At 73.2% G+C, this 26,542-nt stretch carries 21 protein-coding genes; 10 read left to right on the forward strand and 11 right to left on the reverse strand.

Features of this window, described 5'->3' with window-relative positions:
* Position 1 precedes the first annotated feature (1 nt).
* Positions 2 to 862, forward strand: coding sequence for an NUDIX domain-containing protein (locus AGRA3207_RS30960; protein WP_231330668.1), 861 nt, complete (start codon positions 2 to 4; stop codon positions 860 to 862).
* A 3-nt stretch (positions 863 to 865) separates the two neighbouring features.
* On the opposite strand, the gene AGRA3207_RS30965 is transcribed toward AGRA3207_RS30960, so the two are convergent.
* The 3 genes from AGRA3207_RS30965 to AGRA3207_RS30975 all read right to left on the reverse strand — a co-directional run bounded on the left by AGRA3207_RS30965 (position 866) and on the right by AGRA3207_RS30975 (position 4,216).
* Positions 866 to 1,228, reverse strand: a complete 363-nt coding sequence (locus AGRA3207_RS30965) for an ACT domain-containing protein (protein WP_231330669.1) — start codon at positions 1,226 to 1,228, stop codon at positions 866 to 868.
* 9 nt (positions 1,229 to 1,237) lie between these two features.
* Positions 1,238 to 3,682 (reverse strand): 1,4-alpha-glucan branching protein GlgB, encoded by a 2,445-nt coding sequence (glgB, locus tag AGRA3207_RS30970; protein WP_231330670.1) that lies wholly within the window; start codon positions 3,680 to 3,682, stop codon positions 1,238 to 1,240.
* 324 nt (positions 3,683 to 4,006) lie between these two features.
* Complete coding sequence (locus AGRA3207_RS30975; RefSeq protein WP_231330671.1) at positions 4,007 to 4,216, reverse strand: hypothetical protein; 210 nt, start codon at positions 4,214 to 4,216, stop codon at positions 4,007 to 4,009.
* 226 nt (positions 4,217 to 4,442) lie between these two features.
* Here AGRA3207_RS30975 and AGRA3207_RS30980 point away from each other — a divergent pair, with 226 nt between their 5' ends.
* On the forward strand, positions 4,443 to 5,201 hold the full coding sequence (locus tag AGRA3207_RS30980; protein ID WP_231330672.1) for a GntR family transcriptional regulator: 759 nt from the start codon (positions 4,443 to 4,445) through the stop codon (positions 5,199 to 5,201).
* Here the strand turns inward: AGRA3207_RS30980 and AGRA3207_RS30985 are convergent.
* From AGRA3207_RS30985 to AGRA3207_RS30995, 3 genes are all read right to left on the reverse strand, one after another.
* A complete protein-coding gene (locus tag AGRA3207_RS30985) occupies positions 5,183 to 6,592 on the reverse strand; it encodes a maltokinase N-terminal cap-like domain-containing protein (protein ID WP_231330673.1) in 1,410 nt (469 codons plus the stop codon). The genes AGRA3207_RS30980 and AGRA3207_RS30985 overlap by 19 nt on opposite strands.
* Before the next feature lie 2 nt (positions 6,593 to 6,594).
* On the reverse strand, positions 6,595 to 8,370 hold the full coding sequence (gene treS, locus AGRA3207_RS30990; protein ID WP_231330674.1) for a maltose alpha-D-glucosyltransferase: 1,776 nt from the start codon (positions 8,368 to 8,370) through the stop codon (positions 6,595 to 6,597).
* A gap of 90 nt (positions 8,371 to 8,460) precedes the next feature.
* Positions 8,461 to 10,473 carry an alpha-1,4-glucan--maltose-1-phosphate maltosyltransferase gene (locus AGRA3207_RS30995; RefSeq protein WP_231330675.1) on the reverse strand — a complete coding sequence of 671 codons (2,013 nt, stop codon included), beginning with the start codon at positions 10,471 to 10,473 and terminating at the stop codon, positions 8,461 to 8,463.
* Positions 10,474 to 10,741: 268 nt separating this feature from the next.
* Here AGRA3207_RS30995 and glgP point away from each other — a divergent pair, with 268 nt between their 5' ends.
* Positions 10,742 to 13,354, forward strand: a complete 2,613-nt coding sequence (gene glgP / locus AGRA3207_RS31000) for an alpha-glucan family phosphorylase (RefSeq protein WP_231330676.1) — start codon at positions 10,742 to 10,744, stop codon at positions 13,352 to 13,354.
* Here glgP and AGRA3207_RS31005 read toward each other — a convergent pair.
* The 4 genes from AGRA3207_RS31005 to AGRA3207_RS31020 form a co-directional block, all read right to left on the reverse strand.
* Positions 13,351 to 13,833: a hypothetical protein gene (locus AGRA3207_RS31005; protein ID WP_231330677.1), complete on the reverse strand. Its 483-nt coding sequence runs from the start codon at positions 13,831 to 13,833 to the stop codon at positions 13,351 to 13,353. The genes glgP and AGRA3207_RS31005 overlap by 4 nt on opposite strands.
* Positions 13,830 to 14,069 (reverse strand): helix-turn-helix transcriptional regulator, encoded by a 240-nt coding sequence (locus tag AGRA3207_RS31010; protein WP_231330678.1) that lies wholly within the window; start codon positions 14,067 to 14,069, stop codon positions 13,830 to 13,832. Before AGRA3207_RS31010 ends, AGRA3207_RS31005 begins: the two co-directional genes overlap by 4 nt.
* 84 nt (positions 14,070 to 14,153) lie before the next feature.
* On the reverse strand, positions 14,154 to 14,942 hold the full coding sequence (locus AGRA3207_RS31015; protein ID WP_231330679.1) for an SWIM zinc finger family protein: 789 nt from the start codon (positions 14,940 to 14,942) through the stop codon (positions 14,154 to 14,156).
* Positions 14,942 to 17,983 (reverse strand): DEAD/DEAH box helicase, encoded by a 3,042-nt coding sequence (locus AGRA3207_RS31020; protein ID WP_231330680.1) that lies wholly within the window; start codon positions 17,981 to 17,983, stop codon positions 14,942 to 14,944. Before AGRA3207_RS31020 ends, AGRA3207_RS31015 begins: the two co-directional genes overlap by 1 nt.
* A 102-nt stretch (positions 17,984 to 18,085) precedes the next feature.
* Here AGRA3207_RS31020 and AGRA3207_RS31025 point away from each other — a divergent pair, with 102 nt between their 5' ends.
* Entirely contained in the window at positions 18,086 to 18,868 is a 783-nt protein-coding gene (locus AGRA3207_RS31025) for an enoyl-CoA hydratase/isomerase family protein (RefSeq protein ID WP_231330681.1), read from the forward strand.
* Here the strand turns inward: AGRA3207_RS31025 and AGRA3207_RS31030 are convergent.
* Positions 18,855 to 19,253 carry a winged helix-turn-helix transcriptional regulator gene (locus AGRA3207_RS31030; protein ID WP_231330682.1) on the reverse strand — a complete coding sequence of 133 codons (399 nt, stop codon included), beginning with the start codon at positions 19,251 to 19,253 and terminating at the stop codon, positions 18,855 to 18,857. The two genes, AGRA3207_RS31025 and AGRA3207_RS31030, sit on opposite strands and share 14 nt — an antisense overlap.
* Positions 19,254 to 19,335: 82 nt before the next feature.
* Between AGRA3207_RS31030 and AGRA3207_RS31035 the strand changes: the two genes are divergently transcribed.
* The 6 genes from AGRA3207_RS31035 to AGRA3207_RS31060 all read left to right on the forward strand — a co-directional run bounded on the left by AGRA3207_RS31035 (position 19,336) and on the right by AGRA3207_RS31060 (position 26,277).
* Positions 19,336 to 20,001: an NADPH-dependent F420 reductase gene (locus AGRA3207_RS31035; protein ID WP_231330683.1), complete on the forward strand. Its 666-nt coding sequence runs from the start codon at positions 19,336 to 19,338 to the stop codon at positions 19,999 to 20,001.
* Between the two features lie 79 nt (positions 20,002 to 20,080).
* Complete coding sequence (locus AGRA3207_RS31040) at positions 20,081 to 20,848, forward strand: SDR family NAD(P)-dependent oxidoreductase (RefSeq protein ID WP_231330684.1); 768 nt, start codon at positions 20,081 to 20,083, stop codon at positions 20,846 to 20,848.
* A gap of 200 nt (positions 20,849 to 21,048) precedes the next feature.
* On the forward strand, positions 21,049 to 21,999 hold the full coding sequence (locus AGRA3207_RS31045) for an acyl-ACP desaturase (protein WP_231330685.1): 951 nt from the start codon (positions 21,049 to 21,051) through the stop codon (positions 21,997 to 21,999).
* Between the two features lie 102 nt (positions 22,000 to 22,101).
* Positions 22,102 to 22,926 (forward strand): serine/threonine-protein kinase, encoded by an 825-nt coding sequence (locus tag AGRA3207_RS31050; RefSeq protein WP_231330686.1) that lies wholly within the window; start codon positions 22,102 to 22,104, stop codon positions 22,924 to 22,926.
* A gap of 54 nt (positions 22,927 to 22,980) precedes the next feature.
* Positions 22,981 to 24,885, forward strand: coding sequence for a serine/threonine-protein kinase (locus tag AGRA3207_RS31055; protein WP_231330687.1), 1,905 nt, complete (start codon positions 22,981 to 22,983; stop codon positions 24,883 to 24,885).
* 78 nt (positions 24,886 to 24,963) lie between these two features.
* Positions 24,964 to 26,277, forward strand: a complete 1,314-nt coding sequence (locus AGRA3207_RS31060; protein ID WP_231330688.1) for a hypothetical protein — start codon at positions 24,964 to 24,966, stop codon at positions 26,275 to 26,277.
* Positions 26,278 to 26,542: the final 265 nt, after the last annotated feature.

The raw sequence follows: 26,542 nt of genomic DNA on the forward strand, positions 1-26,542 counted from the left end.
CATGGGAGACGGCGACGGCTGGGCCGGATGCGGGCAGGGCCACACCCACTGGGGCCGGTTCGGCGCCGCCGGGCTGCTGGCCTACCACCGCGACGCGGGCGGGCAGCTCTGGGTGCTGCTCCAGCAGCGCGCCTGGTGGGGCCTCGGCGGTGGCACGTGGGGCATGTTCGGGGGCGCGCTGCACAGCCATGAGGACGCCGTGACCGGCGCCCTCCGCGAAACCTCCGAGGAGTGCACGCTCGATCCCGGGGACGTGGACGTGCAGGGCACCAGCGTCGAGGACCACGGCGGCTGGTCGTTCACGTCCGTGACAGGGGCGCTCCCCGAGCGCGTCGAGGTGAGGCCCGCGTCGCGGGAGACGCGCAAGGCCGAGTGGGTGCGCGCCGAGGAGGTCGAGGACCGCAAGCTGTTCGCACCGTTCGCCCGCTCCTGGCCGCGTCTCCAGGACGCGATGAAGAAACTCGTCCTCGTCGTGGACGCGGCGAACGTCGTCGGCGCGCGCGCGGACGGCTGGTGGAAGGACAGGGCGGGCGCGAACGCCCGTCTGCGTGACGAGCTCGCGACGCTGAACAGGGGCGTGCAGGGGATCCCGGGCGGCCTCGTCTCCTATGACCGGGCGTTCCCGGAGGTCGTCCTGGTCGTCGAGGGCGCGGCGCGGAAGGTCGCCGACGAGCAGGGCGAGGGCGTGCGCGTCGTCGCGGCGCCCGGCAGCGGCGACGACCACATCGTCGGGCTCCTCGGCGATCCCCGCCCGGACACGGTCCACCTGGTCGTGACGGCCGACCGGGAGCTCCGCGCCCGCTGCGAGGGCGAGGGCGCCGCCGTCACCGGCCCCCGCTGGCTCCTCGACCGCCTCCCCTGACCGTCAGGGCGCGGTGACGCGGTGCCCGGCTCCCGCGAGGGTGTCGGTCGCGTCCTTCAGGCGGTGCTCGGGGACAAGCACCAGGTCGGCGTGGTAGGTGGACGCGACGAAGACCGGCACCCCGGCCTCGGCCAAGGGCCCGACGACCGCGGCCAGCATCCCCGGGGTGTCCAGGCCGTGACCGGCGTCGCCGTAGAAGCCGGCCCACCGCTCCGTCTCGGCGAACGGCGATGCGTCCCGGACGACGGTGAGGCCCTCCGGGGCCCGCACCAGCGCGATCCACTCGTCGTCTTCGGGGAACGTCGCGTTCGGCAGGTGCTCCACCATGAACTGTGACGGGACGACGTGCAGGCGCTGGGCGGTCATGCCGTCACCCTAGTCGCCCTGAGGAAGCCCCCTGCGGGTGCTCTGCTTCCCGGCTTCCGGTTCTCCCGCGCTCCGTTTCCGAGGGCTCCGTTTCTGGGGGCTTCGTTTCTGGGGGCTTCGTTTCTGGGGGCTTCGTGCCCGGGAACCCTGTTCCCGGGAGCTTTGTCCCTGGGCACTCTGTGCCTCGGCTGCTTGTCCTTCGGCGCTCGGTACCTCGGGCTTCTGTTCCTCGGGGACGAGCCAGACCGCGCCCAGCGGCGGGACGCGCAGGACGGCGGACGCGGGGAGGCCGTGCCACGGCTCGTCGGTCGTCTCGACGCGCCCGAGGTTGCCGACGCCGCTGCCGCCGTACTCGAAGGCGTCGGTGTTGAGGACCTCGCGCCAGACGCCCGCACGCGGGAGGCCGAGCCGGTAGCCCTCGTGCGGATTCCCCGCGAAGTTGACGACGCACGCCAAAACCGGCGGCTCGCCCGTCTCCGCCGAGCCGTACCGCAGGAAGGACAGCGTGTTCCCGCCCGCGTCGTTGCCGTCGATCCAGCGGAAGCCCTCGTGGTCGCTGTCGCGCGTCCACAGCGCGGGCGCCGCCTGGTAGGCGTGGTTCATCTCGCGGACGAGCTTCTGGAGCCCGAGATGCAGGGCGCCCTCGGCGGCGTTGTCCAGCAGCCACCAGTCGAGCGGGCGCTCCTCGGCCCATTCGGCGCCCTGGCCGAACTCCTGGCCCATGAACAGCAGCTGCTTGCCCGGATGCGACCACATGTAGGCGAGCAGGGCGCGGAGCCCCGCGAACTGCTGCCAGGTGTCGCCCGGCATCTTGCTGAGCAGCGAGCCCTTCCCGTGCACCACCTCGTCGTGCGACAGCGGCAGGACGTAGTTCTCCGAGAACGCGTACACCAGCGAGAACGTGATCTCGTTGTGGTGGAAGTGCCGGAAGACGGGCTCGTGGCTCAGGTACTGGAGCGTGTCGTGCATCCAGCCCATGTTCCACTTGAAACCGAAGCCGAGCCCGCCGAGGTGGGTGGGACGGGAGACCCCGGGCCACGCCGTGGACTCCTCGGCGATCGTCATGACGCCCGGGTTGCGCTTGTAGACCGTCGCGTTCATCTCCTGGAGGAAGGAGATGGCCTCCAGGTTCTCCCGCCCGCCGTAGATGTTCGGCGACCACTCGCCCTCGTTGCGGGAGTAGTCCAGGTACAGCATGGAGGCCACCGCGTCGACGCGCAGCCCGTCGATGTGGAACTCCTCCAGCCAGAACGAGGCGTTGGCGACCAGGAAGTTGCGGACCTCGGCGCGGCCGTAGTCGAAGACGAGCGTGCCCCAGTCGGGGTGCTCGCCGCGCTGGGGGTCGTCGTGCTCATAGAGGGCGGTGCCGTCGAAGCGCGCCAGGGCCCACTCGTCCTTGGGGAAGTGCGCGGGCACCCAGTCGATGATCACGCCGATGCCGGCCCGGTGCAGCTCGTCCACGAGGTGCCGGAAGTCGTCCGGATTCCCGAAGCGCGAGGTCGGCGCGTAATAGGACGTCACCTGGTAGCCCCAGGACGGCCCATAGGGGTGCTCGGCGATGGGAAGCAGTTCCACGTGCGTGAAACCCATGTCCTTCACGTACGCGGTCAGTTCCGTGGCCAGCTCCCGGTAGCCGAGGCCGGATCGCCAGGAGCCGAGGTGCACCTCGTACACGCTCATCGGCTCGCGCAGCCAGTCGTGCTCCTTGCGGCCGTCCATCCACGCGCTGTCGCGCCACTCGTAGGACGGGGTGAACACCCGAGACGCCGTGGCCGGGGGCTGCTCGGTGGCCTGGGCCAGGGGGTCGGCCTTCGTGCGCCACACGCCGTCGGCGCCGAGGATCTCGTACTTGTAGCGCGTGCCGTCGCCGATGCCCGGGACGAACAGCTCCCAGACGCCGGTGGAGCCCAGCGAGCGCATGGGGTGGGCGCGGCCGTCCCAGTGGTTGAAGTCGCCGACGACCCGGACGCCCCGCGCGGTCGGCGCCCACACGGCGAAGCCGACGCCGCCGGCCGGGCCGAACGCGGAGGCGTAGGTGCGGACCCGCGCGCCGAGCGCCCGCCACAGCTCCTCGTGCCGCCCCTCGCTGATCAGGTGCAGGTCGAGCTCGCCGAGCGTCGGGAGGTGGCGGTACGGATCGTCCTGGACGGTCTCGGCGCCGTCCCCGTACGTCACGGCCAGCCGGTAGTCGGGCACCGCGAGCGGCGCGCGGTCCCCGTCGCCGCCCGCGAGCGCGGCGCCCTCGGGCAGCGTGCCCGCGAAGACGCCCTCGTGGACGTGGCGCAGCGGATGCCGGCCGCCGTCCGGCAGCACGACCTCGACCCGCTCGGCGAGCGGCCGCAGCGCGCGCACGGTCACGACGCCGCCGTCGGGATGGGCTCCGAGGATGCCGTGCGGATCGTGGTGGTCGCCTCCGACGAGCCGCTCGATCTCCGCGCGCGTCACCCGTGCCATGACGTGATGGCCTCCTCGTCACCGGTGGCTGGTCCCCCCTAGGAGTGCCCGGAGATCCGCACGTTTCACGCGGGAAGGCGACCTGTTTCCGGGAGATCGCGATTTGTTGCGACCGCACGGGCGCCACGACTCTCGATTGGGGGTCGCGCCGTGCGCGCCGCCCGTGCGGTCACGTCTCCTGCGCCCAGGGGTTACACCGACCCCGCCGCCCTGGCCTCCACTCCTGTGTCACCTCAGCGCCAGAGGTACCTTCCGTACCGGTTCGTCCCAGCCCGGCCCGCCCCCGCTCGCGGACCGGGCCGCGCCCGGTGCCGCACCACGGCTTCACAGGTCCTCGCGTGCCTGTTCCGCGAGGAGCTCGCGCAGCCCGTCCGCGTCGTCGGCGGCGACCGTCATTGCGTATCCCGCCTGGAGTTGGGCGTCGGTCAGGTCGGTGCTGCGGGTGGCGTACCAGCGGCCGGCGTCGCTGCGCCAGACCTGCCAGCCGGGGAAGCCGCTCTCGATGGCCGCCTTCTGATCTTCGAAGTCGCCCATCAAGGTCGTCCTTTCCCCGAGGCGGCTCTTCTGTATACAAAAGTCTTACTCGGTCAAAGAGGTGTCAAGCTGTCCGTAAGCGGACCGTCTCCCTTGAGATAGCGCGAGGAAGGTATGGATGAGAGTGGGAGACGGGTCAGGATCGAACGCCGCGTCGAATCACGGGGGGCCGTACACGGGGGGCCGCGCCGGGAACAGCGCCCGAAACGAAGGGGAGGTGACGCCGGTGCCGGACCGTCCCGCCTACCTGCGCATCGCCGACACGCTGCGAGAGGGGATCCGGGACGGCAGCCTTCCGCAAGGAGCCCGGCTGCCGACCATGGCCGAGCTGTGCGACATCCACGGCGTCTCGGAGATCGTCGTGCGGCAGGCCGTCGCGCTGCTCCGCCAGCAGGGGCTCGTGGAGACCAGGCGCGGTGGTGGCACCGTCGTGCGGGTCGTCCCCCCGGCGCGCCGTGTCGCGATGGACCGCTACCGCGCGGTCACCCGGCCGATGGCCGTTCCCGAGACGACGTTCACCCGGGACCAGCGGATCACCTGGGAGGAGTACCGCCTCGACAAGGAGTTCACCCGCGTGCGCGCCGACGACGACCTGGGCGCGCTGTTCGAGCTGCCCACCGGCACCGAGCTGCTCCGCCGCCGGTTCGTCTTCTACGCCCGCGGCGAGCCGCAGCAGATCTCCGTCAACTTCCTGCCGTGGGACCTCGTCGGCGACACGCCGGTCTCCGACCCCGGCCGCGAGCCGTGGCCCGGCGGGACGCTCGCGCAACTGGCCTATCTCGGCCACCCGCCGACCCGCGTGGAGGAGGCCGTCCGTTCCCGTATGCCGACGCCGGAGGAGGCCGAGGCGCTCCGGATGACCGGCGGCGTCCCCGTCCTCGCCATCACCCGCCGGATGCTGGCGGGCGCGGGCGTCATGGAGGTGTGCCGCGACATCGTCCTGCCCGCGGACCGCGTCGTCCTGGACTACTCGATCGACCTCTGAACGCCCGCCAGGCGTTCCAGGGAGCGGAGCGGGACCGGCAGCCAGGACGGCCGGTTCCGCGCCTCGTAGCGGACCTCGTACACCGCCTTGTCCAGCTCGAACGCCCGCACCAGCGTCTCGTGCGCGGCCGGGTCGGGGCCGCCTGCCGCCGCGTACCCGGCGCAGAACGCCTCCCGGTTCCGCTCCGCCCACGCCCGCGCCCGCCGCTCCAGCGCGTCCGCAGCGCCGGAGGGCACGGCGTCGTCCCCGGCCAGCGGGAACCGCGCCGCGTACTCGAAGGAGCGCAGCATCCCGGCGACGTCGCGGAGCGGATGCGCGGGCGCCCGGCGCTCGGCCGGGGTCCGCGCGGGCTCGCCCTCGAAGTCCAGCAGCACCCAGCCGGACTCGGTCCGCATGACCTGCCCGAGGTGGTAGTCGCCGTGGACGCGCTGCACCCGCAGCGCCTCCGTGCCCGCCGCGAGACGGTCGAACGCCGCGCGGATCGCCGGGGCGTGCGGGCGCAGCTCGGGGACGGCGGCGCCGGCCAGGTCCAGCTGCTCGGCCATCCCGCGGGCCATCGCGCGCACCTCGTCCGCCGCCGCCCGCGTCACCCCGAACGCCGCCGCGAGGTCGCGGTGGACCTCGGCGGTGGCGGCGCCGAGCCGCCCGGCCTCGGCGGCGAAGTCGCCCCCGGCGGCCGCCGCCTGGAGCGGCTCGGGCTGGGCGTACCAGTCGCGGACGCTGGTGAGCGCGAGCCGCCAGCCGTCCGTGCCCGTGCTCAGGAACTCCGAGAGCAGCCCGAGCGTGACCGGCTCGCCGCCCGCGGCGTCCGGCTCCAGCTCGATCCAGCCGTGCACGGCCGGGACATGCGTGCAGCCCTCGCGCGACAACGCGAGGTTGACCTCCAGGTCCGGGTTCACGCCGGGGGACAGGCGGCGGAACAGCTTGCAGATGTAGGTCCCGCCGAAGACCAGCGAGGTGTTGCTCTGCTCGGCCATGACGGGCGCGCCCTCAAGGTCCGCCCGGATGTCGGCGCCCGGCGCATGCCGGAACCGCAGCGGGCCGACGGACGTCTCCCGGGCCATGTGCTCCAGCAGGATCCGGGTCAGGTCCGGGTCGTGCGCCGCGTCGTAGAGGTGCCCGGGAGAGTCACCGGCGAGGTGCCCGATCTCGTGCGGGCGCAGCCGGTCGGGGAGGTGGTGGCGGGTGCCGAGGAGGAGCTGGTAGTGGTCGGTGGTGGTGTTCTGGTGGACGTCGAGGACGAGGTGGTGGAGGGCGGGGTCGCCGGTGAGCAGCTGGGTGGTGGTGCCGATGGTGAGGTGGTCGATGGGGCCGTCCTTGCCGCCGAACCACCGCTGCCGGGGCAGCCATCCCGCCAGGAGCCGCTCCAGGGACGGGTCGGCCGGCCGCATGGCTACACCGTCCCCGCGCCAGGCGCCGCCGGGTCCTGCTCCTCGGGCGGTGGCGGGAGCAGGAACCAGTAGAACCCGTGGCCCGGCAACGTCAGCAGGTAGGGCAGTTCCCCGATGGCCGGGAACTGCACGCCGCCCATGCACTCGATCGGAGTGGAGCCCCGGAATCGCCGCAGGTCCAGTTCCACCGGCTGCGGGAAACGCGACAGGTTGTTCACGCAGAGGATCGTGTCGACCCCGCCCCACTGGTTGGCGTCCCCGTTGTGGATCTCGCGGGTGAAGGCGAGGACGGAGGGGTTGGAGGCCGATAGCTCGACGTAGGATCCGACGCCGAAGACGGGGTGGCGCTGGCGGATTTCGATCATTTTGCGGGTCCAGTGGAGCAGGGAGCCGGGGTTGTGGGCTTGTGCTTCGACGTTGACGGCCTGGTAGCCGTAGATGGGGTCCATGATGACGGGCAGGTAGAGGCGGGCGGGGTCGCAGCGGGAGAAGCCGGCGTTGCGGTCGGGGGTCCATTGCATGGGGGTGCGGACGGCGTCGCGGTCGCCGAGCCAGATGTTGTCGCCCATGCCGATTTCGTCGCCGTAGTACAGCACGGGGGAGCCGGGCAGGGACAGCAGCAGGGCGGTGAACAGTTCGAGCTGGTTGCGGTCGTTGTCCAGGAGGGGGGCCAGGCGGCGGCGGATGCCGATGTTGGCCTTCATGCGGGGGTCTTTGGCGTATTCGGTGTACATGTAGTCGCGTTCTTCGTCGGTGACCATCTCCAGGGTGAGTTCGTCGTGGTTGCGCAGGAAGATGCCCCATTGGCAGGAGTCGGGGATCTTGGGGGTCTGGGCCATGATCTCGGAGATGGGGTAGCGCTGCTCGCGGCGGACGGCCATGAAGATGCGGGGCATGACGGGGAAGTGGAAGGCCATGTGGCATTCGTCGCCGCCGGCGGCGGGGTCGCCGAAGTATTCGACGACGTCGGCGGGCCATTGGTTGGCTTCGGCGAGCAGGACGCGGTCGGGGTAGAGGCGGTCGACTTCGGCGCGGACGCGTTTGAGGTAGGCGTGGGTTTCGGGGAGGTTTTCGCAGGTGGTGCCTTCGCGGGCGTACAGGTAGGGGACGGCGTCCAGGCGGAAGCCGTCGATGCCCAGGTCGAGCCAGAAGCGCAGGACCTCCAGCATGGCGTCCTGGACGGCGGGGTTGTCGTAGTTGAGGTCGGGCTGGTGGGAGAAGAAGCGGTGCCAGTAGTACTGGCCGCGGACGGGGTCGTAGGTCCAGTTGGAGGATTCGGTGTCGATGAAGATGATGCGGGCGTCGGGGTAGCGGGTGTCGGTGTCGTCCCACATGTAGAAGTCGCCGAAGGGGCCGTGGGGGTCGGTGCGGGAGGCCTGGAACCAGGGGTGGGCGTCGCTGGTGTGGTTCATGACCAGGTCGGCGATGACGCGGATGCCGCGGGCGTGGGCTTGTTCGATGAGGTCGACGAAGTCGCCGAGTTCGCCGAAGTCGGGCAGGATGCGGGTGTAGTCGGCGATGTCGTAGCCGCCGTCGCGCAGGGGTGATTGGTAGATGGGCAGCAGCCACAGGCAGTCGATGCCCAGCCATTGCAGGTGGTCGAGTTTGCTGATCAGGCCGCGCAGGTCGCCGTAGCCGTCGCCGTTGGAGTCGGCGAATCCCCGCACCGACACCTCATAGAACACCGCCGTCTTGAACCAGTGCGGATCGCGCGGCGTCTCTGGACTGAACGCGTCCGGCACCGGCTCGGCCGGTGTGTGGACCTCCGCGGGAGGCATCTCGGCAGGGGGCTCGCCCGGGTGGACCGGGCCGGGCTCGGGGTCCGGCGTCCCGGGAAAACGTGGCTCGTGGGGTCCGCTCAACTCTCGTTACTCCCCGAACGTGAGGATGTGCGCAGGTTGGTCGTGGGGGTCCAGCCGGATGTAGTTGGAGCGGTGCCAGGTGTAGGTGGCGCCGGTGAGCTGGTCGGTGACGGTGTGGGGGTGGTCGGGGTCGTCGGGGAGGCCGAGGGCGGGGAGGTCGAGGTGGAGGGTGGCTTCGCGGGGGTGGTGGGGGTTGAGGTTGATGACGGTCAGGACGGTGTCGCCGGTGGGGTGGTGTTTGGAGTAGGCCAGGAGTTCTGGTTGGTCGATGGTGTGGAAGTGCAGGTTGCGTAGTTGCTGGAGGGCGGGGTGGGTGTTGCGCAGTGTGTTGAGGCGGGTGATGAGGGGGGCCAGGGTGGTGTGGTGGCGGGCGGCGGCGTCGAAGTCGCGGGGGCGGTACTGGTATTTCTCGGAGTCGCGGTATTCCTCGCTGCCGGGGCGGACGGGGGTGTTCTCGTGGAGTTCGTAGCCGGTGTAGATGCCCCAGGCGGGGGAGAGGGTGGCGGCCAGGATGGCGCGGATGGCGAAGGCGGGGGGTCCGCCGTGCTGGAGGTATTCGCTGAGGATGTCGGGGGTGTTGGTGAAGGTGTTGGGGCGCATGTAGGCGGCGGCGGGGCCGGTGAGCTCGGTGAAGTAGTCGCGTAGTTCCTGGGCGGAGTTCTTCCAGGTGAAGTAGGTGTAGGACTGGTGGAAGCCGATTTTGGCCAGGGTGTGCATCATGGCGGGGCGGGTGAAGGCCTCGGCCAGGAAGAGCACGTGGGGGTGGGTGGCGGCGATGTCGGCCAGCAGGCGTTCCCAGAAGGGGACGGGTTTGGTGTGGGGGTTGTCGACGCGGAAGATGTGCACGCCGTGGCCGATCCAGTGGTGGAGGATGCGGCGGACTTCGGTGTACAGGCCCTCGGGGTCGTTGTCGAAGTTGAGGGGGTAGATGTCCTGGTATTTCTTGGGCGGGTTCTCGGCGTAGGCGATGGTGCCGTCGGCGCGGGTGGTGAACCACTCGGGATGCTCGCTCACCCAGGGATGGTCGGGCGAGCACTGCAATGCCAGGTCGAGCGCGACTTCGAGTCCGTGGTCGTGGGCGTACTCGACGAAGGCGTCGAAGTCGGCGAGGGTGCCCAGGTCGGGGTGGACGGCGTCGTGGCCGCCGTCGGCCGAGCCGATGGCCCAGGGGGAGCCGGGGTCGTAGGGCCCGGCGTCCAGGGTGTTGTTGGGGCCCTTGCGGAACGTCGTCCCGATCGGGTGGATCGGCGGCAGGTACACGACGTCGAAACCCATCTCGGCGATCGCCGGCAACCGCTTCATCGCCGTGCGGAACGTTCCCGACATCGGTCCTCGCCGCCCCATCGGGTCGAAGGACGCGCCTTCGGAACGCGGGAAGAACTCGTACCAGGCGCCGGTCAGGGCGCGCTGCCGGTGCACGGCCAGCGGGAACCACTCGCTCACCGTCAGCAGGTCCCGCAGCGGATGGCGCTCCAGCACGTCCTCGACGTCCGGGTCGCGTGACGCCTCCAGCCGCTCGGCCACCGGGACGGTCTCGTCGGCGAGGCACGCGGCCAGCCGGGTCAGCGTGGCCCGGTCCTTGCTCGGGACGCCCTCCGCGGCGCGGGCGTAGAGCAGGGCCCCTTCGGCGAACATCAGCTCGACGTCCTGGCCGCGCGGCACCTTGATCTCCGCGTCATGCCGCCAGTGCGCCACCGGATCGCCCCACGCCTCCACCCGGAACGACCACGACCCCGGCTCGCCCGGCGTCACCGGCGCCGCCCACCGGTCCAGCCCCTCACCGACCTCCGCCATCCGCGACGGCGGCAGCTCCTCGCCCTCCGGCGTCCGCAGCACCACCGCCGCACCCAGCATCTCGTGCCCCTCACGGAACACCGTCGCGGCGACCTCGATCGTCTCCCCCGACACCGCCTTCGCCGGCCACCGGCCCCCATCCACCACCGGCGACACGTCCAGGATCGGTATCCGACCGAGCCTCGGAATGCCGGTCAATTGGGACGTTCCGGACTCGACCTGCATGTGCCACCCCTACCCGTTCGAGACATCCAAAACGTCACATGCCCGGGATCCGCCGCTTACCGCCCCGTAATTATCGATAACTTTGCGCTGGTGACCTGATACAGGGAGCAATCACCACAAAACGATCATTTGCCTCGATCGGGGGCGGCCCGCGTGGTCTGGGCACGGTCGGGATTCCGTAAACGCCCGGCCGCGGATCGGTCTCCGAGGTGACGGTGGGGTCCCCCCTGTCGCATCCGCCCGACGGGACCGCATAGCGTGGTTGTGCGTGAAGGCAATCCGACGATTCACGGTACGCACCGTCCTGCCCGAGCCGCTGCGGCAGCTTGAGGAGCTGGTCCTCAATCTGCGCTGGTCCTGGCACCACGAGACGCTCGACCTGTTCCGTGCCGTCGACCCGGCGCTGTGGCGGGCCGTCCGCCACGACCCGGTGCGGCTGCTCGGCGAGGTGGCACCGGAACGCCTGGCGGCCCTCGCGGGCGACCGGCGGTTCCTGCGCCGCCTCCAGGACACGGCCGACGACCTGCACGAGTACCTCACCGCCCCGCGCTGGTACCAGACGCGCTCCACACCCCCCGGGGAGGGCGGCGAGTCACCGACGTCCATCGCCTACTTCTCACCCGAATACGGGATCACGGCCGCTCTGCCGCAGTACTCCGGCGGCCTCGGCATCCTCGCCGGCGACCACCTGAAGACGGCGAGCGACCTCGGTGTCCCGATCATCGGGGTGGGACTTCTCTACCGGCACGGCTACTTTTCGCAGTCGCTGTCGCCAGATGGCTGGCAGCTGGAACGCTACCCGCCGCTCGACCCGAACGGGCTGCCGCTCACCCTGCTCCGCGAGCCCGACGGGACGCCCGTGCGGGTCGGCGTCGCCCTGCCGAAGGACCGTGACCTGCGGGCGCAGGTGTGGCTCGCGCGGGTCGGGCGCGTCCCGCAGCTGCTGCTCGACTCCGACGTCGAGGACAACGACCAGGCCGCGCGGGACGTCACCGACCGGCTGTACGGGGGAGGCGGCGACCACCGGCTGCTCCAGGAGATGCTCCTCGGCATCGGCGGTGTCCGGGCGATCCGCGCCTACTGCGACATCACCGGGCATCCGGAGCCGGAGGTGTTCCACACCAACGAGGGCCATGCCGGGTTCCTCGGCCTGGAGCGCATCCGGGAGATGGTGTCCGAGCACGGCCTGACGTTCGACGAGGCCCTGGAGGCCACCCGCGCGGGGACGGTGTTCACCACGCACACCCCCGTCCCGGCGGGCATCGACCGGTTCCCCCGCGAGCTGATCGAGCGGTACTTCGGCGGCCCGGGCGACGACGACGTCCCCGTGGAGCGGGTCCTCGCCCTCGGCGCCGAGGACTACCCGGGCGGCGACCGCACCGTCTTCAACATGGCCGTGATGGGGATGCGGCTGGCCCAGCGGGTCAACGGGGTCAGCGCCCTGCACGGCCAGGTCAGCCGGGAGATGTTCGGCGGCCTGTGGGGCGGCTTCGACACCGCCGAGGTCCCCATCGGATCGATCACCAACGGCGTGCACGCCGGGACGTGGGTGGCGCCGGAGATCCTGGAGCTGGCCGCGCGCGAGGCCCCCTCCGTGCCGGAGTCGGCGAGCGGCTGGGAAAGCGTCCGCAACGTCCGGGGCGGCGAGATCTGGCGGGTGCGGCGGCTGCTGCGCGAGCGGCTCGTCGTGGACGCCCGGCGCCGGCTCCGCGAGTCGTGGCGGCAGCGCGGCGCGAGCGAGGCCGAGACGTCCTGGATCGAGGACGCGCTCGACCCCGACGTGCTGACGATCGGGTTCGCGCGGCGCGTCCCGTCGTACAAGCGGCTGACGCTGATGATGAGCGACAGGCAGCGGCTCCGCTCGATCCTGCTGGACCCCGACCGGCCCGTGCAGATCGTCATCGCGGGCAAGGCGCACCCGGCGGACGAGGGGGGCAAGCGGCTGATCCAGGACATCGTGCGGTTCGCCGGGTCCGAGGACGTCCGGCACCGGATCGTGTTCCTGCCCGACTACGACATGGCGCTCGGGCAGCTCCTCGTCCAGGGCTGCGACGTGTGGATGAACAACCCGCTGCGGCCCCTGGAGGCGTGCGGGACGTCCGGGATGAAGGCCGCGCTGAACGGCGGGCTGAACCTGTCGATCCGCGACGGCTGGTGGGACGAGTGGTACGACGGGCAGAACGGCTGGGCGATCCCGTCCGCCGACGGGCTCGCCACCCCCGAGCGCCGCGACGCGCTGGAGGCCGCCGCGCTGTACGAGCTGATCGAGGACCACGTCGCGGTCACCTTCTACGACCGGGACGCGGCGGGCCTGCCCCGCCGCTGGCTGGAGATGGTCCGGCACACGATCGCCACGCTCGGCCCGAAGGTGCTGGCGTCGCGGATGGTCCGCGACTACGTGGAGCGGTACTACGAGCCCGCCGCGGCGTCCGCCCGCGCCATGTCGGCCGACAAGTACGCGGGGGCGCGGGCGCTGGCGGCGTGGAAACGGCGGGTCGCCGCGGCGTGGCCGCGCGTCGCCGTCGAGCACGTCGAGTCCACGGGGGAGGAGAGCCCGCACGTCGGCGGGTTGCTGACCGTGCGGGTCCTCGTCGACCTCGGCACCCTCGAACCCGGCGACGTGACGGTGGAGGCCGCCTACGGCCGCGTCGACGACTCCGACGCGCTGGTCGACCCGGCCTACCTGGAGCTGCGCGGCGGGGAACCGGCGGAGGACGGCCGGATCCGCTACGCGGGGGAGATCCCGCTGGCGCGCAGCGGCGCGTTCGGGTACAGCGTCCGCGTCGTGCCGAGCCATCCCATGCTGTCCGGGCGCGCGGAGATGGGGCTGGTCGCGCTGCCCGCCGCGCCGCCCGGCATGACGAACGGCGACCTGCGCTAGAGGCCGTCCTCCTCGTCGTCGGGTGGCGGGTCCGGCTGCCGCCACCCGGCGACGAGGACGGGCAGCAGCAGGTGCGTCAGGAACAGCGCGACGACGCCGTCGGCGATGGCGGCCATCGGGATGTGCGCCTCCCGGCCGTCGCCGGTGCCGAGCACGACGGCGGCGACCACGACCAGCACCGCCAGCATGATCCGGTGCGCGACCGTGTGGGCGCGGAGCCGCTCGGCCACCTGCCGCTCGTCCAGCCCCCGCTCCGACAGCGACGTCGTCCCGCGCGTCGCGGCGCCCAGCACGCCGATCACCGGCACCGCGACCACGGCCGACAGGCATAGCAGGGCGATCGTCGCGTACGTCGCGGTGTCGCCCGGCGCGTGGTTCCACGACACCACGCAGGCCGCCCACGGCATCGCCACCGCCGCCAGCCCGGCCACCACCGCGGCCCTGCGCCGCCGCCGCGTCGCGTGCACGGGCCGTCTCACCGGGCGCTTCCCAGCCGGGGGAAGGGCGCCAGCGAGAACACGACCTCGACGGGCACCTCGAAGAACCGCGCCATGCGCAGGGCGAGGTGCAGGCTCGGGCTGTACTCGCCGCGCTCCAGGTACCCGATCGTCTGGTAGTGGACGCCCAGCGCCGCCGCGAGCTCGCGGCGCGAGACGCCCCGCTCGGCCCTCAGCACCGCGATCCGGTTGTAGACGCTCTCCCTCTCCGCGGACACCGGTCCAGTCTTCCGCAGTCGGCGCCCGGACGCGCCGTGTGCCGCGTGACGCGACGCCCGAAGGACCTGCCCACCGGGGGGCCTTTACTCGGGGGACGGGTCGTCCGCGAGGGCCTCGTAGGCGGGGGCGAGCACGTCGGCCAGGTCCCGGCGGCGGACCCGGACCGGCGGGGGAGCGGCGACCCGCAGGACGAAGCCCGGCGGGACGGGCGGTGCGGGCGGCCGCTCGCGCAGCCCCGCCAGCCCGGACGGCGGCGTCCAGAACCCGGCGGCGGTGAGCGGCTCGCCGTCCATCTCGAACGGGTCGGGCCCGGCGCCGGGGCCCGCGTCGCGCCGCAGCGCCGCGAGCAGCCGGTCCCGGCCGCGCCCGTTCCACTCCAGGACGAGGAACGGGTCGTCGTCGAACGCCTCGGCCAGCGCGTACAGCACGGCCGCCGCGTGCTCGCACGGGTCGCCCCAGTCGGCGCAGTCGCACATCAGGTGCAGCTCGGACGCCGACCCCGGGAACAGCGCCAGCCCCAGCTCGGCGAACACCCACTCGATCTCCGGCGGCAGCTCGCCGGTGAGCAGCCGCGCCCGGAACACCGCGCGGGACGACAGCTCCCGCTCGGCGGCCCGCCAGCCCGCGTCGTCGATCGCGTCGATCCCGAGCGCCACGCCGTACGGTTCCGGCGCGTCCCCCCGCACCTTCGCGGTCACCTCGTAAGGCGCGACCCTCAGGTCGGACACGGCGCCCTCGCGCGCGCAAGCGTGGCCGCGGCGGAGCCGTTCCGCGTCGGCGAACGACTCGACGATCCCGAGGAAACGCCGCGACCACCACTGAGTGCCCAGGCCCGCGTCCCTGCCCTCGCCCCCGTCCGGTGCGCCGCGCATCAGCCGCTCACCGCGTCGGGGGACAGGCGCAGGACGTCGCGCAGCTCGGCGACCGACAGCTCGGTCAGCCACTCCTCGCCGGTGCCGACGATCGAGTCGGCCAGGGCCTTCTTGCGCTCGATCATCTCGTCCACCCGCTCCTCCAGCGTCCCGACGCAGATGAACTTGCGGACCTGCACGTCGCGGGTCTGCCCGATGCGGAACGCCCGGTCGGTCGCCTGGTCCTCGACGGCCGGGTTCCACCAGCGGTCGACGTGGACGACGTGGTTGGCGGCCGTCAGCGTCAGCCCCGTGCCGGCGGCCTTGAGCGACAGCAGGAAGACCGCGGGCACCGGGTCGTCCTGGAACCGCTGGACGAGGTCGTCGCGCGCCTGCTTGGAGGTGCCGCCGTGCAGCCACAGCACGGGCCGCTCCAGCCGCGCCGCCAGGTACGGCTGGAGCATCGAGCCGAACTCGGCGTACTGCGTGAACACGAGCGCCTTCTCGCCCTGCTCCAGGACCTCGGCGCAGATCTCCTCCAGCCGCTCCAGCTTCCCCGACCTGCCCGGGAGCCGCGAGCCGTCCTTCAGCAGCTGCGCCGGATGGTTGCAGACCTGCTTGAGCCGGGCCATCGTCGCCAGGACCAGCCCGCGCCGCCGCTTGTCGTCGGCCTCGGCGATCTGGGCGAGCATGTCGTCCACCGTCGCCCGGTACAGCGACGCCTGCTCGGCCGTCAGGTTGCAGTAGACCTTGATCTCCTGCTTGTCGGGCAGGTCCGAGATGATCGACCTGTCGGTCTTGAGGCGGCGCAGGACGAACGGCCGCGTCGCCCGCTTCAACGCCTGCGCGGCCTGCTCGTCCCCGTCCCGCTCGATCGGGACCGCGAACCGCTCCCGGAACGCCGCGCGCGGGCCGAGCAGCCCCGGGTTCGCGAACTCCATGATCGACCACAGCTCGGTCAGGTGGTTCTCCACCGGCGTGCCGGTCAGCGCGATCCGGCTGCGCGCCGGGATGCCCCGCACGGCCCTGGCCTGCCGCGTCCCGCTGTTCTTGAGGGACTGCGCCTCGTCGCAGACCACCCGCTCCCACCCGATGCCCGCCAGCGCCTCGGCGTCGCGCGCCGCCGTCCCGTAGGTGGTCAGCACCAGGTCGGCCGCGGCGACGGCCGCCGCCAGCTCACCGCCGCGGTGCCGCCCCGTCCCGTGGTGGACGTGGACGCGCAGCTTGGGCGTGAAGCGGGCCGCCTCCCGCTGCCAGTTCCCCACCAGCGACATCGGCAGGATCGCGAGGGTCGGGCCGGGCCGCGCGCCGCCCTCCCGTTCGTGGACGAGCAGGGACAGGATCGAGATCGTCTTGCCCAGCCCCATGTCGTCGGCGAGCAGCGCGCCGAGGCCGAGGTCGTTCATGAAGGCCAGCCAGGCGAGGCCGCGCTCCTGGTAGGGGCGCAGCTCGGCGTCCAGCTCGTCGGGGGTCCGCAGCGGCGTCAGGCGCCGCTCGGCCTCACCGGACAGCAGGTCGCCGAGCGTCCCGGCGGCGTCGACGCCGGTGAGCGGGAGCGCGTCGTCGCCGGCGTGCACGATCGCGCGGATCGCCTCCGCGGCGGTCATCCGGCCCCGCCGCGGGTGGCGCAGGAAGTCGAGGGCGGCCTCCAGCTGCCGCTCGTCCAGCTCCACCCAGCGGCCGCGGAGCCGCACGAGCGGCGTCTTCAGCCGCGCCAGCTCCTCCAGCTCGTCCTCGTCGACGGTCTCGTCGCCGATCGCGAGGTCCCAGCGGAACCGCACCATGCCCTTCAGGTCGAAGCCCGAGGGCGCGGCGGCCCCGGCCGCGGACTCCGGGTCGTCCGGGCGGGTGGTGAGCCTCATGCCGAGGCGCGCCTTGCCCGCCCACTGCGGGAGCAGGACCCCGAACCCGGCGGCGGCCAGCATCGGCGCGGCCTGGCGCAGGAACCGGAACGCGCCCGCCGTGTCGAGGACGAGCCCGTCCGGCGCGGGGCCGTCGAGGGCCGGGGCGATGTCGGGGAACAGCCGCAGCGCGCGGCCGAGGCCGGCGAGGAGCGCCTCCCCGGCGCCGGGGATCGAGGCGGCCTCGCCCGCCCACACCAGCGCGGCGGGCACGTAGAGGCTCGGGTCGTCGGTGCCCTGCAACGCGAACTCGACGCGCCACGTGTCGGCGTCGTCGTGCCCGGACCGCCCGGCGGGCTCCGCCGGCGCGAGAGCCGACTCCGGCGCGGGATCGAACTCCGGCGCGCCCGGCTCGGCCAGCCGGAAGCAGACGCGCAGCGGGCCGGACGGGCGGTGCGACGCGGCGGCCCAGGCGTCCAGCTCCGCGATCAGCTCGCCCGGGTCGTCGCCGGGCTCGCGGGCGACCCCGGCGGACGGGCCGGTCAGCGCCTCCACCCACCGCTCGGCGAGCGGCAGCCGGTCGGGGACCGCGCCGCGCCGGAGCGGCAGCAGCGGATGCGGCACCACACCCCGGACCGCGGTGTCGACCATGCCGTGCAGCGCCTCGCGCAGCACCTCGGCGGCGGGACGGCCGCCGTCCGCGGCGCGGCACGCGGCGGGCATCGCCGCGGCGAGCGCCCGGAACCGCGCCGGGTCGGCGGCGACGGGCCGCCAGCGCGCCACGAGGTCGCCGTCCTCGCGCAGCAGCGCGGGCAGCACCTGGCCGCGCCCGGCGAGGTGCACGGCCTCGGCGGCCAGCAGGCACAGGAACCGCAGGTCGGTCCCGGCGACCACGTCGCCGGAGTGCTCGGCGGCCTGGAGCAGCGCCATCGCCGGGAACGGCTCCAGGACGAGCGCGGGCACCCGCCACGCGCGCAGCTCCGGCTCGTCGTCAACCGGCCCGGGGCCGAGCTCGGCGGACGGCAGCGGACGGCCGGCGAGGGTCGGCAGCGACATCGTCAGCTCGACGCGGAACGCGCCCCGCACGAGCGGCTCGTAGGACGTGCCGGAGAAATCCCGGGTCGCGAACGGGTGGACGCCGGGGACGGGCTCGTCCGGGCCGGTGCGTTCGGCCCACAGGCAGAGCGCACCGCCATGCCAGGTGGCGTGACCGACGAGCATGGTCCCCGAAGCTATCAGCCGCCTCGGACGTCCTCTTCCGTCACCGCCGTCGGCTCTGGTTAGGCTCGTGGCGTTCACCGCCGAGATTTCAGGAGGGTCGCCGTGGGCGAGTTCGTACGGGTCGAGGTCGAGGACGGGATCGCGACGATCAGGCTCGACCGCCCGAAGATGAACGCCCTGAACGCCCGGGTGCAGACGGAGCTGATCGAGGCGGCCGCGCAGGTCACCGGGGACGGCGCGGTCGCCGCCGTGGTCCTGTACGGCGGGGAGCGGGTGTTCGCGGCGGGCGCGGACATCAAGGAGATGGCGCCGCTGGGCTACGCGGAGATGTCGGCGGGCCCGTCCCGGCTCCTCCAGGACTTCGCGAAGGCGCTCGCCGCCATCCCCAAGCCCGTCATCGCCGCGATCACCGGGTACGCGCTCGGCGGCGGGCTGGAGCTGGCGCTGACCGCCGACTTCCGGGTCGCGGGGGAGGGCGCGAAGGTCGGGCAGCCGGAGATCCGGCTCGGCGTCATCCCCGGGGCGGGCGGCACGCAGCGGCTGGCGCGGCTCGTCGGCCCCGCGAAGGCCAAGGACCTGGTCTTCTCCGGGCGGCACGTCGCGGCGGACGAGGCCCTCGCGATCGGCCTCGTCGACCGGGTCGTCCCGGACGCCGACGTCTACACGGCGGCGAAGGAGTGGGCGGCGACGTTCGTGGGCGGCCCGGCGGTCGCCCTCCGCGCCGCCAAGCAGGCCATCGACGCGGGCCTGGAGACCGACCTGGACACCGGCCTGGAGATCGAGCGCCTCCAGTTCTCCGCCCTGTTCGCGACCGAGGACCAGGCCAACGGCATGAAGAGCTTCATGGAGCACGGGCCGGGCAAGGCCGAGTTCACCGGCCGGTGAGGGCGCGCTCCTGCGCGTCCAGGACCTCCTCCGCGTGACGCTCGGTCCAGGAACCCAGCGCGGAGAGGGGTCCGAGCAGCCCCCTTCCCGGGGCGGTCAGCTCGTACTCCACACGCGGCGGGGCCTCGGCGTAACGGCGGCGCGTCACCAGGCCGTTCTGTTCGAGGCGCCGCAGCGTGCCGTTCAGGACCTTGTGGCGGATGCCGCCGATCCGGGTCTGGAGCTCGCCCGGACGGAGCGGGCCGTCGCGCAGCGTCCAGAGCACGACGCCCGTCCAGGTGCCCGACAGCACGTCGAGGGCGAGACGGGTCTGGCAGTCCGCGACGAACCCCTCGGCCCGCGTCGCGGTCTGCATCGGCATGGTCTGCATCGGCTCGCCTGACATCGTCCCCCTCCCGATACGCACCGGATGGTGCGGAACGGACCGCCTAGCGTCCCGTCCGACGGTAATCGAACGGGAGGTCGTCATGCGGATCGGAGTCCTGGGAGCGGGCAACATGGCGGACGCGCTCGCGACGCAGTGGGTGCGCGCGGGCCACCAGGTGCGGATCGGGGCGCGCACGCCCGCCAAAGCGGTCGCGCTCGCCGAACGGATCGGCGCAGGGACGGCCGGGGGCGGGCTGCGGGAGGCGGCGCGGTTCGGTGAGGTGGTGCTGCTCGCCGTCTGGTACGAGGGCGTCCCGGACGTGCTGCGCGCGGCGGGTCCGCTCGCGGGCCGGGTGCTGATCGACTGCGTCAACCCGATGGAACCGCCGTTCGAGCGGCTGAAGACGGCGGGCGGCCCCTCGGCGGCGCGCCGCGTCGCGGACGCGACGGGGGCCCGCGTGGTCAAGGCGTTCACCCTGTGCCACGAGAGCGTGTGGCGAATGACGCCGCCGTCCTTCGGAGGCCGCCCGCTCGGCGTCCCGGTGTGCGGCGACGACGCGGGCGCCCTGGACGTCGTCCGCGCGCTCGTGACCGATCTCGGCTGCGTCCCGCTGGACGGCGGGGGCCTGGAGAGGGCCGCGCTGATGGAGGCCGCCGCGGCGTTCATGGTCGGGCTGTGGGTCGCGGGCGAGGACCCGTCCACGATGCTCCCCCCGCCCGAGTACGCGGGCGGCGACCCGCGGCGCACCTCGGAACCGGAGGGATGAACCGCCCCCGCCGTTCTTCGCGGCTTTTTTGGCCATGGCGCCCGCCCGCGCCGGAGGTGCGCCGATAGCATCGGCGGCCATGCGACAGGCGTACCGAACCGCGCTGGTGACCGGGGCGTCCAGCGGTATCGGCGAGAGCTTCGCCCGGCTCCTGGCGGCCCGGGGCACCGACCTCGTGATCGTGGCCCGCCGCGCCGAGCCGCTGGACGGGCTGGCGCGCGAGCTGGTCGAGCGGTACCGCGTCGCGGTCGAGGTGGTGGCGGCCGACCTGACCGACCCGGTGGAGCGGGACGAGGTCGAGCGGCGGCTGCGCGCCGAGCCGGTGGAGCTCCTGGTGAACAACGCCGGGCACGGCGCCTTCGGGGCGTTCGCGGAGCTGCCGCTGGACGACCACCTCGCGCAGATCGACCTCAACGTCACCGCGCTGGTGCGGCTCACCCACGCCGCGCTCCCCGGCATGGTCGCGCGCGGGCGGGGCGGCGTCCTTAACGTCGCGTCCATGTCGGGGTTCGCGCCGTCGCCGGGCAGCGCGACCTACGGCGCGACCAAGGCGTACGTGATCGCCTTCTCCGAGAGCCTGCACGCCGAGGTCGCGGCCAAGGGCGTGCACGTGACCGCGCTGTGCCCCGGCTTCACACGCACGCAGGACGAGGAGCCCGCCGGCCTCATCTGGCTGCGCCGCGACGACGTGGCCAAGGCGGGCCTGGTCGCGGTGACGACGGGACGGGCGCTGTCCGTCCCCGGCGCCCAGTACAAGGCCGCGCTGCCCGCGCTGAAGCTCGTCCCGAGGTCGTTGCTGCGGGCGGCCGTGGTCCGCGTGTGGCGGCTGGCCGCCGACAGCCGGTGACGCGGGCGCTTTTCGCGTCCCCCTACAAACTGGGCCCCGCGTTGCTTGTGAACCGGGTGACTTGACGGGGTCCCCGACCACTGGCGACGATCGAACCTACGCTTGAGTAGGTTGAGTCGGGCCTGCTGGGCGCCCTGATCAGCGTGCCGCGGGCGTGGCGGCACCGCCCGGTAGTCCCTGTCGTCCAGCGAAGGAACGGTATGTCCGTCACCCCCGAAGACAAGATCCAGACCGGCTTCATGCGCGAGCTGGAGCCGGTGGTCGCGAAGGAGCTCGACCGTCATCTGTCAATGGCCAGGGAATGGTTCCCGCACCAGTACGTGCCGTGGGGAGAGGGACGCGACTTCGACGGGCCGCTCGAAGGCGAGGCGTGGTCGCTGGAGCAGTCGAAGCTGAGCCACGAGGCGCGCGAGGCGCTCATCGTCAACCTGCTCACGGAGGACAACCTCCCCGGCTACCACCACGCCATCGCCACCGTCTTCGGCCGTGACGGCGCCTGGGGGACCTGGGTGAACCGGTGGACCGCCGAGGAGAACCGTCACGGCATCGTCATCCGCGACTACCTCACCGTCACCCGGGCCGTCGACCCCATCGCGCTGGAGCGCGCCAGGATGCACCATATGGAGACGGGCTACGAGCCCACCCACGGCGACTCCTTCCTGCACGGCGCCGCCTACGTGGCCTTCCAGGAACTCGCGACCCGCGTCTCGCACCGCAACACCGGCAGGGCGTCCGGCGACCCGATCTGCGAGCAGATGATGACCCGCGTCGCGGCGGACGAGAACCTCCACATGATCTTCTACCGGAACCTGCTCGCCGCGGCGCTGGAACTCGCGCCGAACGAGACCATGCGGGCCATCACCGACGTCGTCAAGTCGTTCGAGATGCCCGGCGCCGGCATCGAGGGGTTCCTGCGCAAGTCCGTCGTGATCGCCAACGCCGGCATCTACGACCTGCGCCTGCACCACGACGACGTGCTGACCCCCGTGCTGCGCAAGTGGGGCGTCTTCGACCTGACCGGCCTGAACGCCGACGGCGAGCGGGCCCGCGAGGACCTCGCCGCCTTCCTGGAGCACCTCGACGCCTCCGCCACCAAGTTCGAGACCCGCCGCGAAGAGCGCCGAGCCCGCCAAGCCGCCCGACGATCCTGACGCCGTCCTGCCCCAGATAAATCGGGAACCTGGGTCTTGGGCCTTGCGTCTTATGGGGCTTGTCACGGGAACGCGGGGGCGTTTCTTGGCGTCAAAGGGGTCATGGGAACGCATCGGCGGCTGGGCGGGTATCGGTTGCTGGACGAGATCGGCCGGGGGAGCACCTGTGTCGTCCATCTCGCCATGGACCCGCGGGGGCGCGAGGTCGCGGTGAAGGAGCTGCTGCCCGAGCTGGCCGGGGAGCCGGAGGCGATCGGGCGGCTGGCACGGGAGATGTCGGCGCAGGCACGGGTCCGGAGTTCCTACGTGGCGCGGCTGCTGGACGGGCGGGTCGCCGCGGAGCGGCCGTATGTGGTCTCGCAGTACGTGCCGGGTTGCCCGCTCGGCGATCTCGTCCCGGCGTACGGCCCGCTGGGCGGGCAGCGGCTGGTCCGGTTCGCCCGGCGGCTGGCGCTCGCCCTCGGGGACGTGCACGACGCGGGGGTCCTGCACCGGGACGTGGCGCCCGGCAACGTGATCGTGCTCGGCGACCGCCCGACGCTGATCGACTTCGGGATCGCGCACGAGCCGGGCACCGAGCAGATCACCAGGCGCGGGATGGTCGTGGGCACCCCCGCGTACCTGGCGCCCGAGCTGATCGAGGGGGAACGTGCCACCCCCGCGTCGGACGTGTTCTCGTGGGCGGCGACCGTCGCCTACGCGGCGACGGGTAGGCCGCCGTTCGGGCGGGGGTCGCTGCACGGGGTGTGCTTCCGGATCCTGCGGGGGCAGGCCGACCTGGAAGGGGTGCCGGAGCCCGTCGCGGGGCTGCTGGGGATGGCGCTGCGGAGGGACCCGTCCCGGCGCCCGACCGCCAGGTGGTTCGCGGGGGCCCTCGCACAGGGTGCCGGAGAGGTCACCGTGGGCGGCGGCGGGAGGGCGGCCTGACATGCCGGTTGGATCCCTCTGGGCTCAGAGCCGAAGGGTAGGGTTTCGTAAACGATGAAGGGGGTTGTCACGTCCGGGGACCGAATCGGCCACTACAGCGTGCTCCAGACCCTGGGGGAAGGGGGCATGGGCGTCGTCTACCTCGGCGCCGACCCCGAGGGGCGCAAGGTGGCCATCAAGGTGCTGCGGCCGCAGGTGGCCGGGGACGCCACGGCGCGGCGCCGCCTGGCGCGCGAGGTCGACTCGATGCGGCGGGTGCACAGCCCGCACGTCGCCGAGATCCTCGACGCCGACGTCACCGCCGACCAGCCCTACATCGTGACCCAGTACGTGCCCGGGCGGACCCTGGAGGAGATCGTCGAGGAGTCCGGCCCGATCTACGGGCAGGCCCTCCAGCGGCTCGGCGTCGGGCTGGCGTCCGCGCTGTCGGCGATCCACGGCGCGGGGATCGTGCACCGCGACATGAAGCCCGGCAACGTGATGCTGGTCGACGGCGAGCCCGTCGTGATCGACTTCGGGATCGCGCAGGGCGCCGACGCGACCCGGCTGACGGCGACCGGCATGGTGATCGGCACCCCCGGCTACCTCGCCCCGGAGATCATCGAGGGCGAGGACGCGGGCCCGCCGTCGGACGTGCACGCCTGGGCCGGCACGCTCGCCTACGCCGCGACCGGGCGGCCGCCGTTCGGCTCGGGCACCTTCGAGTCGATCTTCTACAAGATCATGCAGGGCACGCCCGACCTGGACGGCGTGCCGGACGCGATGCTCCCGGTGCTGCGCTCGGCGATGGCCCGCAACCCGGTCGAGCGTCCGAAGGCGGTCAACCTCGTCCAGCTGACCCGGCGCATCCACCTCGAAGCCACCATCACCGACCAGACGCGGGTCGACCAGCACTACACGCGGCCGGACGCCACGTCCCAGCCGATGGCGCAGCCGGACCACATGCGGCAGTTCTCCATGCCCGCGCCCGGGCCGCCCGCGCCGGAGCCGGCCACGCGGACCGACACCCCGCCGCCGACCCCGATGCCCACGCCGGCGCCCACGCCCGTGCCGGCCCCCGTCCACGCGCAGCCCAAGGACTTCGTCGGCCAGCTGCCCCCGGCGGCGCCGCCGCCCGTCCCGCCGCCCGCGCCGGGGCCCTACGACTCGCAGCAGTACGCGCAGCGCGACTACGGCCAGGGCGCCTACGACGGCGGGGGCCCTGGCGGGTACCCGCCGCCGTACGCCGCGCCCCCGCCCGGCTCGCTCCAGCGCGGGGGCGGGCCCTACGACCAGCGGGTCGAGGACGTCCGGCGGCAGGCCGAGCGGACGCGCGGCGAGCGCGACAAGGACGCCCGCAAGCCCTACGGCTGGTACCGGGTGCTCAGCTTCATCTTGCTGGTGGCGCTGCTCGGATTCGCCAACATCGCGCCGCTGCTCGCGGTCGGGTTCACCGTCGCCGGGGTGCTCGTGCTGCGGATGGCCGACAAGGCGGCCAAGGGCATGGAGGACAAGCGGACGCGCCGGGGGCCCCGCTCGGGCGACGTGGTCGCGGCGGCCTTCAAGACGCCGCTGCACCTGCCGGGCGCGGTGCTGATGACGGGCCTGCTGGCGGGGCTCAGCGCCCTCGCCGGGCTGGTCCTGCTCGGTGTGCTGATCTTCGCCAAGTCCGACATGACCGCCTCGCGGGCCATCGCCTACTCGGCCATGGCCGTGATCGGGCTGCTGTGCCTCGCTCCGGGCAGCGGCGCCCCCCGGCGGCAGATGGCCCGGATGTGGGGCGCGCTGCTCCCGCGCACCGGGGCCGCCCTCGCCGCCGTCCTCATCCTCGGGATCTTCGCCGCGATGCTGGCCGGGCTGTCGCAGAAGCAGCCGCCCGACACCACCCCGCTGGACGGGATGAGCCAGGACCTGGAAGGGCTGCGCAGCGACGTCCGCGACCTCGTGGACGGGCTCCCGGTCATCGGCTCGGGATCCTGACCCCGTACCGGCGCCGCGCGGTCCATGGCGGTGATCCGGCGCCCGGATCCGCCGTCCGTCGATAGGGTGGCGACCGATATGAGCGGTGAGACGAGCCACCAGGAGCACATCGGACCGTACCGTCTGCTGTCCCCGCTGGGCGGCGGCGCGGGGGCCGTCCACCGCGCGGCGGATCCGGACGGACGCGACGTGGCGATCCGGCTGCTCCCGCCCGGCACGGAACCCGACCTCGCGCGGATGCGCGCCGTGCGCAGCCCCTATGTGGTGGACGTGCTGGACGGCGAGCCCGCCGGGCCCGTCCCGTATGTCGTCTCCCGGTTCGTCCCCGGGCGGCCGCTGGACGAGCACGTCGCCGCGGAGGGGCCGGTGGGCGGCGCGGCGCTCCGCCGCATGGCGTTCGGGCTGGCCAAGGCCCTGGCCGCCCTCCACCGGCAAGGTCTCGCGCACGGCGCCCTCGGCCCCGGCACGGTCCTGGTCGTGGACGCCGCCCCCGTCGTCGTCGACTTCGGCCTGACCGGCGGGGACGCGCCGGCCGACGTGGCGGCCTGGGGCGCGGTCGTGGCGTTCGCCGCCGGGGGACCGGACGCGCCCGCCGGTGCCCTGCCCGCGGAGCTGCGGCCTCTCGTGGCCGCCGCCACCGATCCCGATCCGGGCGCCCGCCCGTCCGCGGCGGACCTGGCCGAGGCGGCGTCCGCGCTCGACCTGCCGCCCGTGCCCGGGACCTCGCGCCCGTCCGGCGCGCCCTCCTCCCGGCCCGCGCCCGTGGCTCCCGCGCCCGTGGCGCCGTCCGCCGTCCCGCCGGCCCCGGCCGTCGCCGACGCGTCGGGCACCGCCGCCGTGGCGCGCGGGCTGGCCGTGGCGCGGGGATGGGCGCGGCTGCTCGCCGCGATGGTCGTGGTGATCGCGGTGGGCGTCGCGGTGATGATGCCGATCGCCGGGCTGGCGCTGTCACTGGCCGCCGTCACGCTGCTGCGCGCCGCCGCCGCGACGAGCGTCCGGGGCTGGGCGTGGGCGCTCGGGCGGACGCTGCTGACCGTGCCGTACGCGGCGGCGTTCACCGTCGCGGTGCCGCTGGCGCTCGTCGCGGCGTCGGCGGTCGGCGGCGAGATCGACCCGCTGGGCGCCTGCGCGTTCGGCGCCGGTGCGGGCGCGGCCGTGCTGTGGACGGCGCCCGGCGTCAGCGGCCCGCGGCGCCAGATGGAGCGGATGGCCCTCGCCACGGCGCGGCATCCGCGCGGCATCGCGGCGGCGGGCGTGGTCCTCGGTGTGCTGGCGCTGCTCGCCATCGTCGGCGCCATGTCGCTGACGCCGAGCTTCGCGCCCATGTACGGGCTCCAGAGCTCCCTGGAGAGTTCGATCGACCGGCTGCAGAACGCCGTCGACCGGATGTGAGGGGCGCCGCGCCGGGGGTGTCCCGCCGGCCCGGGACGCGTCCACGCGAGACCCGCGGGACGTGGGTAATGTCTCACCCCTTGGGATCGACCAGGAGGCTACCCATGGGTAACATTGACTGGACGGCCGAAACGGGGACCCGCCGCCGAAACGCGTTCGGGTCTTTGGCAGGCTGTGACAGCGACAACGCGTTTCCCGCGTCGACCCGTCATGGGCGGCGCCCCTCTGTCCGCTCACCCCAGCGGCCAAACGAGTGCAGGGAGGT

The organism is Actinomadura graeca (genome assembly GCF_019175365.1).
In the GTDB taxonomy this organism is placed as follows: domain Bacteria; phylum Actinomycetota; class Actinomycetes; order Streptosporangiales; family Streptosporangiaceae; genus Spirillospora; species Spirillospora graeca.

Excerpts from the sequence above, each read along its gene's own strand:
- AGRA3207_RS30960 (WP_231330668.1), top strand. The coding sequence starts at position 2 with ATGGGAGACGGCGACGGCTGGGCCGGATGCGGGCAGGGCCACACCCAC.
- AGRA3207_RS30965 (WP_231330669.1), bottom strand. The coding sequence starts at position 1,228 with ATGACCGCCCAGCGCCTGCACGTCGTCCCGTCACAGTTCATGGTGGAG.
- glgB (WP_231330670.1), bottom strand. The coding sequence starts at position 3,682 with ATGGCACGGGTGACGCGCGCGGAGATCGAGCGGCTCGTCGGAGGCGAC.
- AGRA3207_RS30975 (WP_231330671.1), bottom strand. The coding sequence starts at position 4,216 with ATGGGCGACTTCGAAGATCAGAAGGCGGCCATCGAGAGCGGCTTCCCC.
- AGRA3207_RS30985 (WP_231330673.1), bottom strand. The coding sequence starts at position 6,592 with ATGCGGCCGGCCGACCCGTCCCTGGAGCGGCTCCTGGCGGGATGGCTG.
- treS (WP_231330674.1), bottom strand. The coding sequence starts at position 8,370 with ATGCCTCCCGCGGAGGTCCACACACCGGCCGAGCCGGTGCCGGACGCG.
- AGRA3207_RS30995 (WP_231330675.1), bottom strand. The coding sequence starts at position 10,473 with ATGCAGGTCGAGTCCGGAACGTCCCAATTGACCGGCATTCCGAGGCTC.
- AGRA3207_RS31015 (WP_231330679.1), bottom strand. The coding sequence starts at position 14,942 with ATGCGCGGCGCACCGGACGGGGGCGAGGGCAGGGACGCGGGCCTGGGC.
- AGRA3207_RS31020 (WP_231330680.1), bottom strand. The coding sequence starts at position 17,983 with ATGCTCGTCGGTCACGCCACCTGGCATGGCGGTGCGCTCTGCCTGTGG.
- AGRA3207_RS31030 (WP_231330682.1), bottom strand. The coding sequence starts at position 19,253 with ATGTCAGGCGAGCCGATGCAGACCATGCCGATGCAGACCGCGACGCGG.
- AGRA3207_RS31035 (WP_231330683.1), top strand. The coding sequence starts at position 19,336 with ATGCGGATCGGAGTCCTGGGAGCGGGCAACATGGCGGACGCGCTCGCG.
- AGRA3207_RS31040 (WP_231330684.1), top strand. The coding sequence starts at position 20,081 with ATGCGACAGGCGTACCGAACCGCGCTGGTGACCGGGGCGTCCAGCGGT.
- AGRA3207_RS31045 (WP_231330685.1), top strand. The coding sequence starts at position 21,049 with ATGTCCGTCACCCCCGAAGACAAGATCCAGACCGGCTTCATGCGCGAG.
- AGRA3207_RS31050 (WP_231330686.1), top strand. The coding sequence starts at position 22,102 with ATGGGAACGCATCGGCGGCTGGGCGGGTATCGGTTGCTGGACGAGATC.
- AGRA3207_RS31055 (WP_231330687.1), top strand. The coding sequence starts at position 22,981 with ATGAAGGGGGTTGTCACGTCCGGGGACCGAATCGGCCACTACAGCGTG.
- AGRA3207_RS31060 (WP_231330688.1), top strand. The coding sequence starts at position 24,964 with ATGAGCGGTGAGACGAGCCACCAGGAGCACATCGGACCGTACCGTCTG.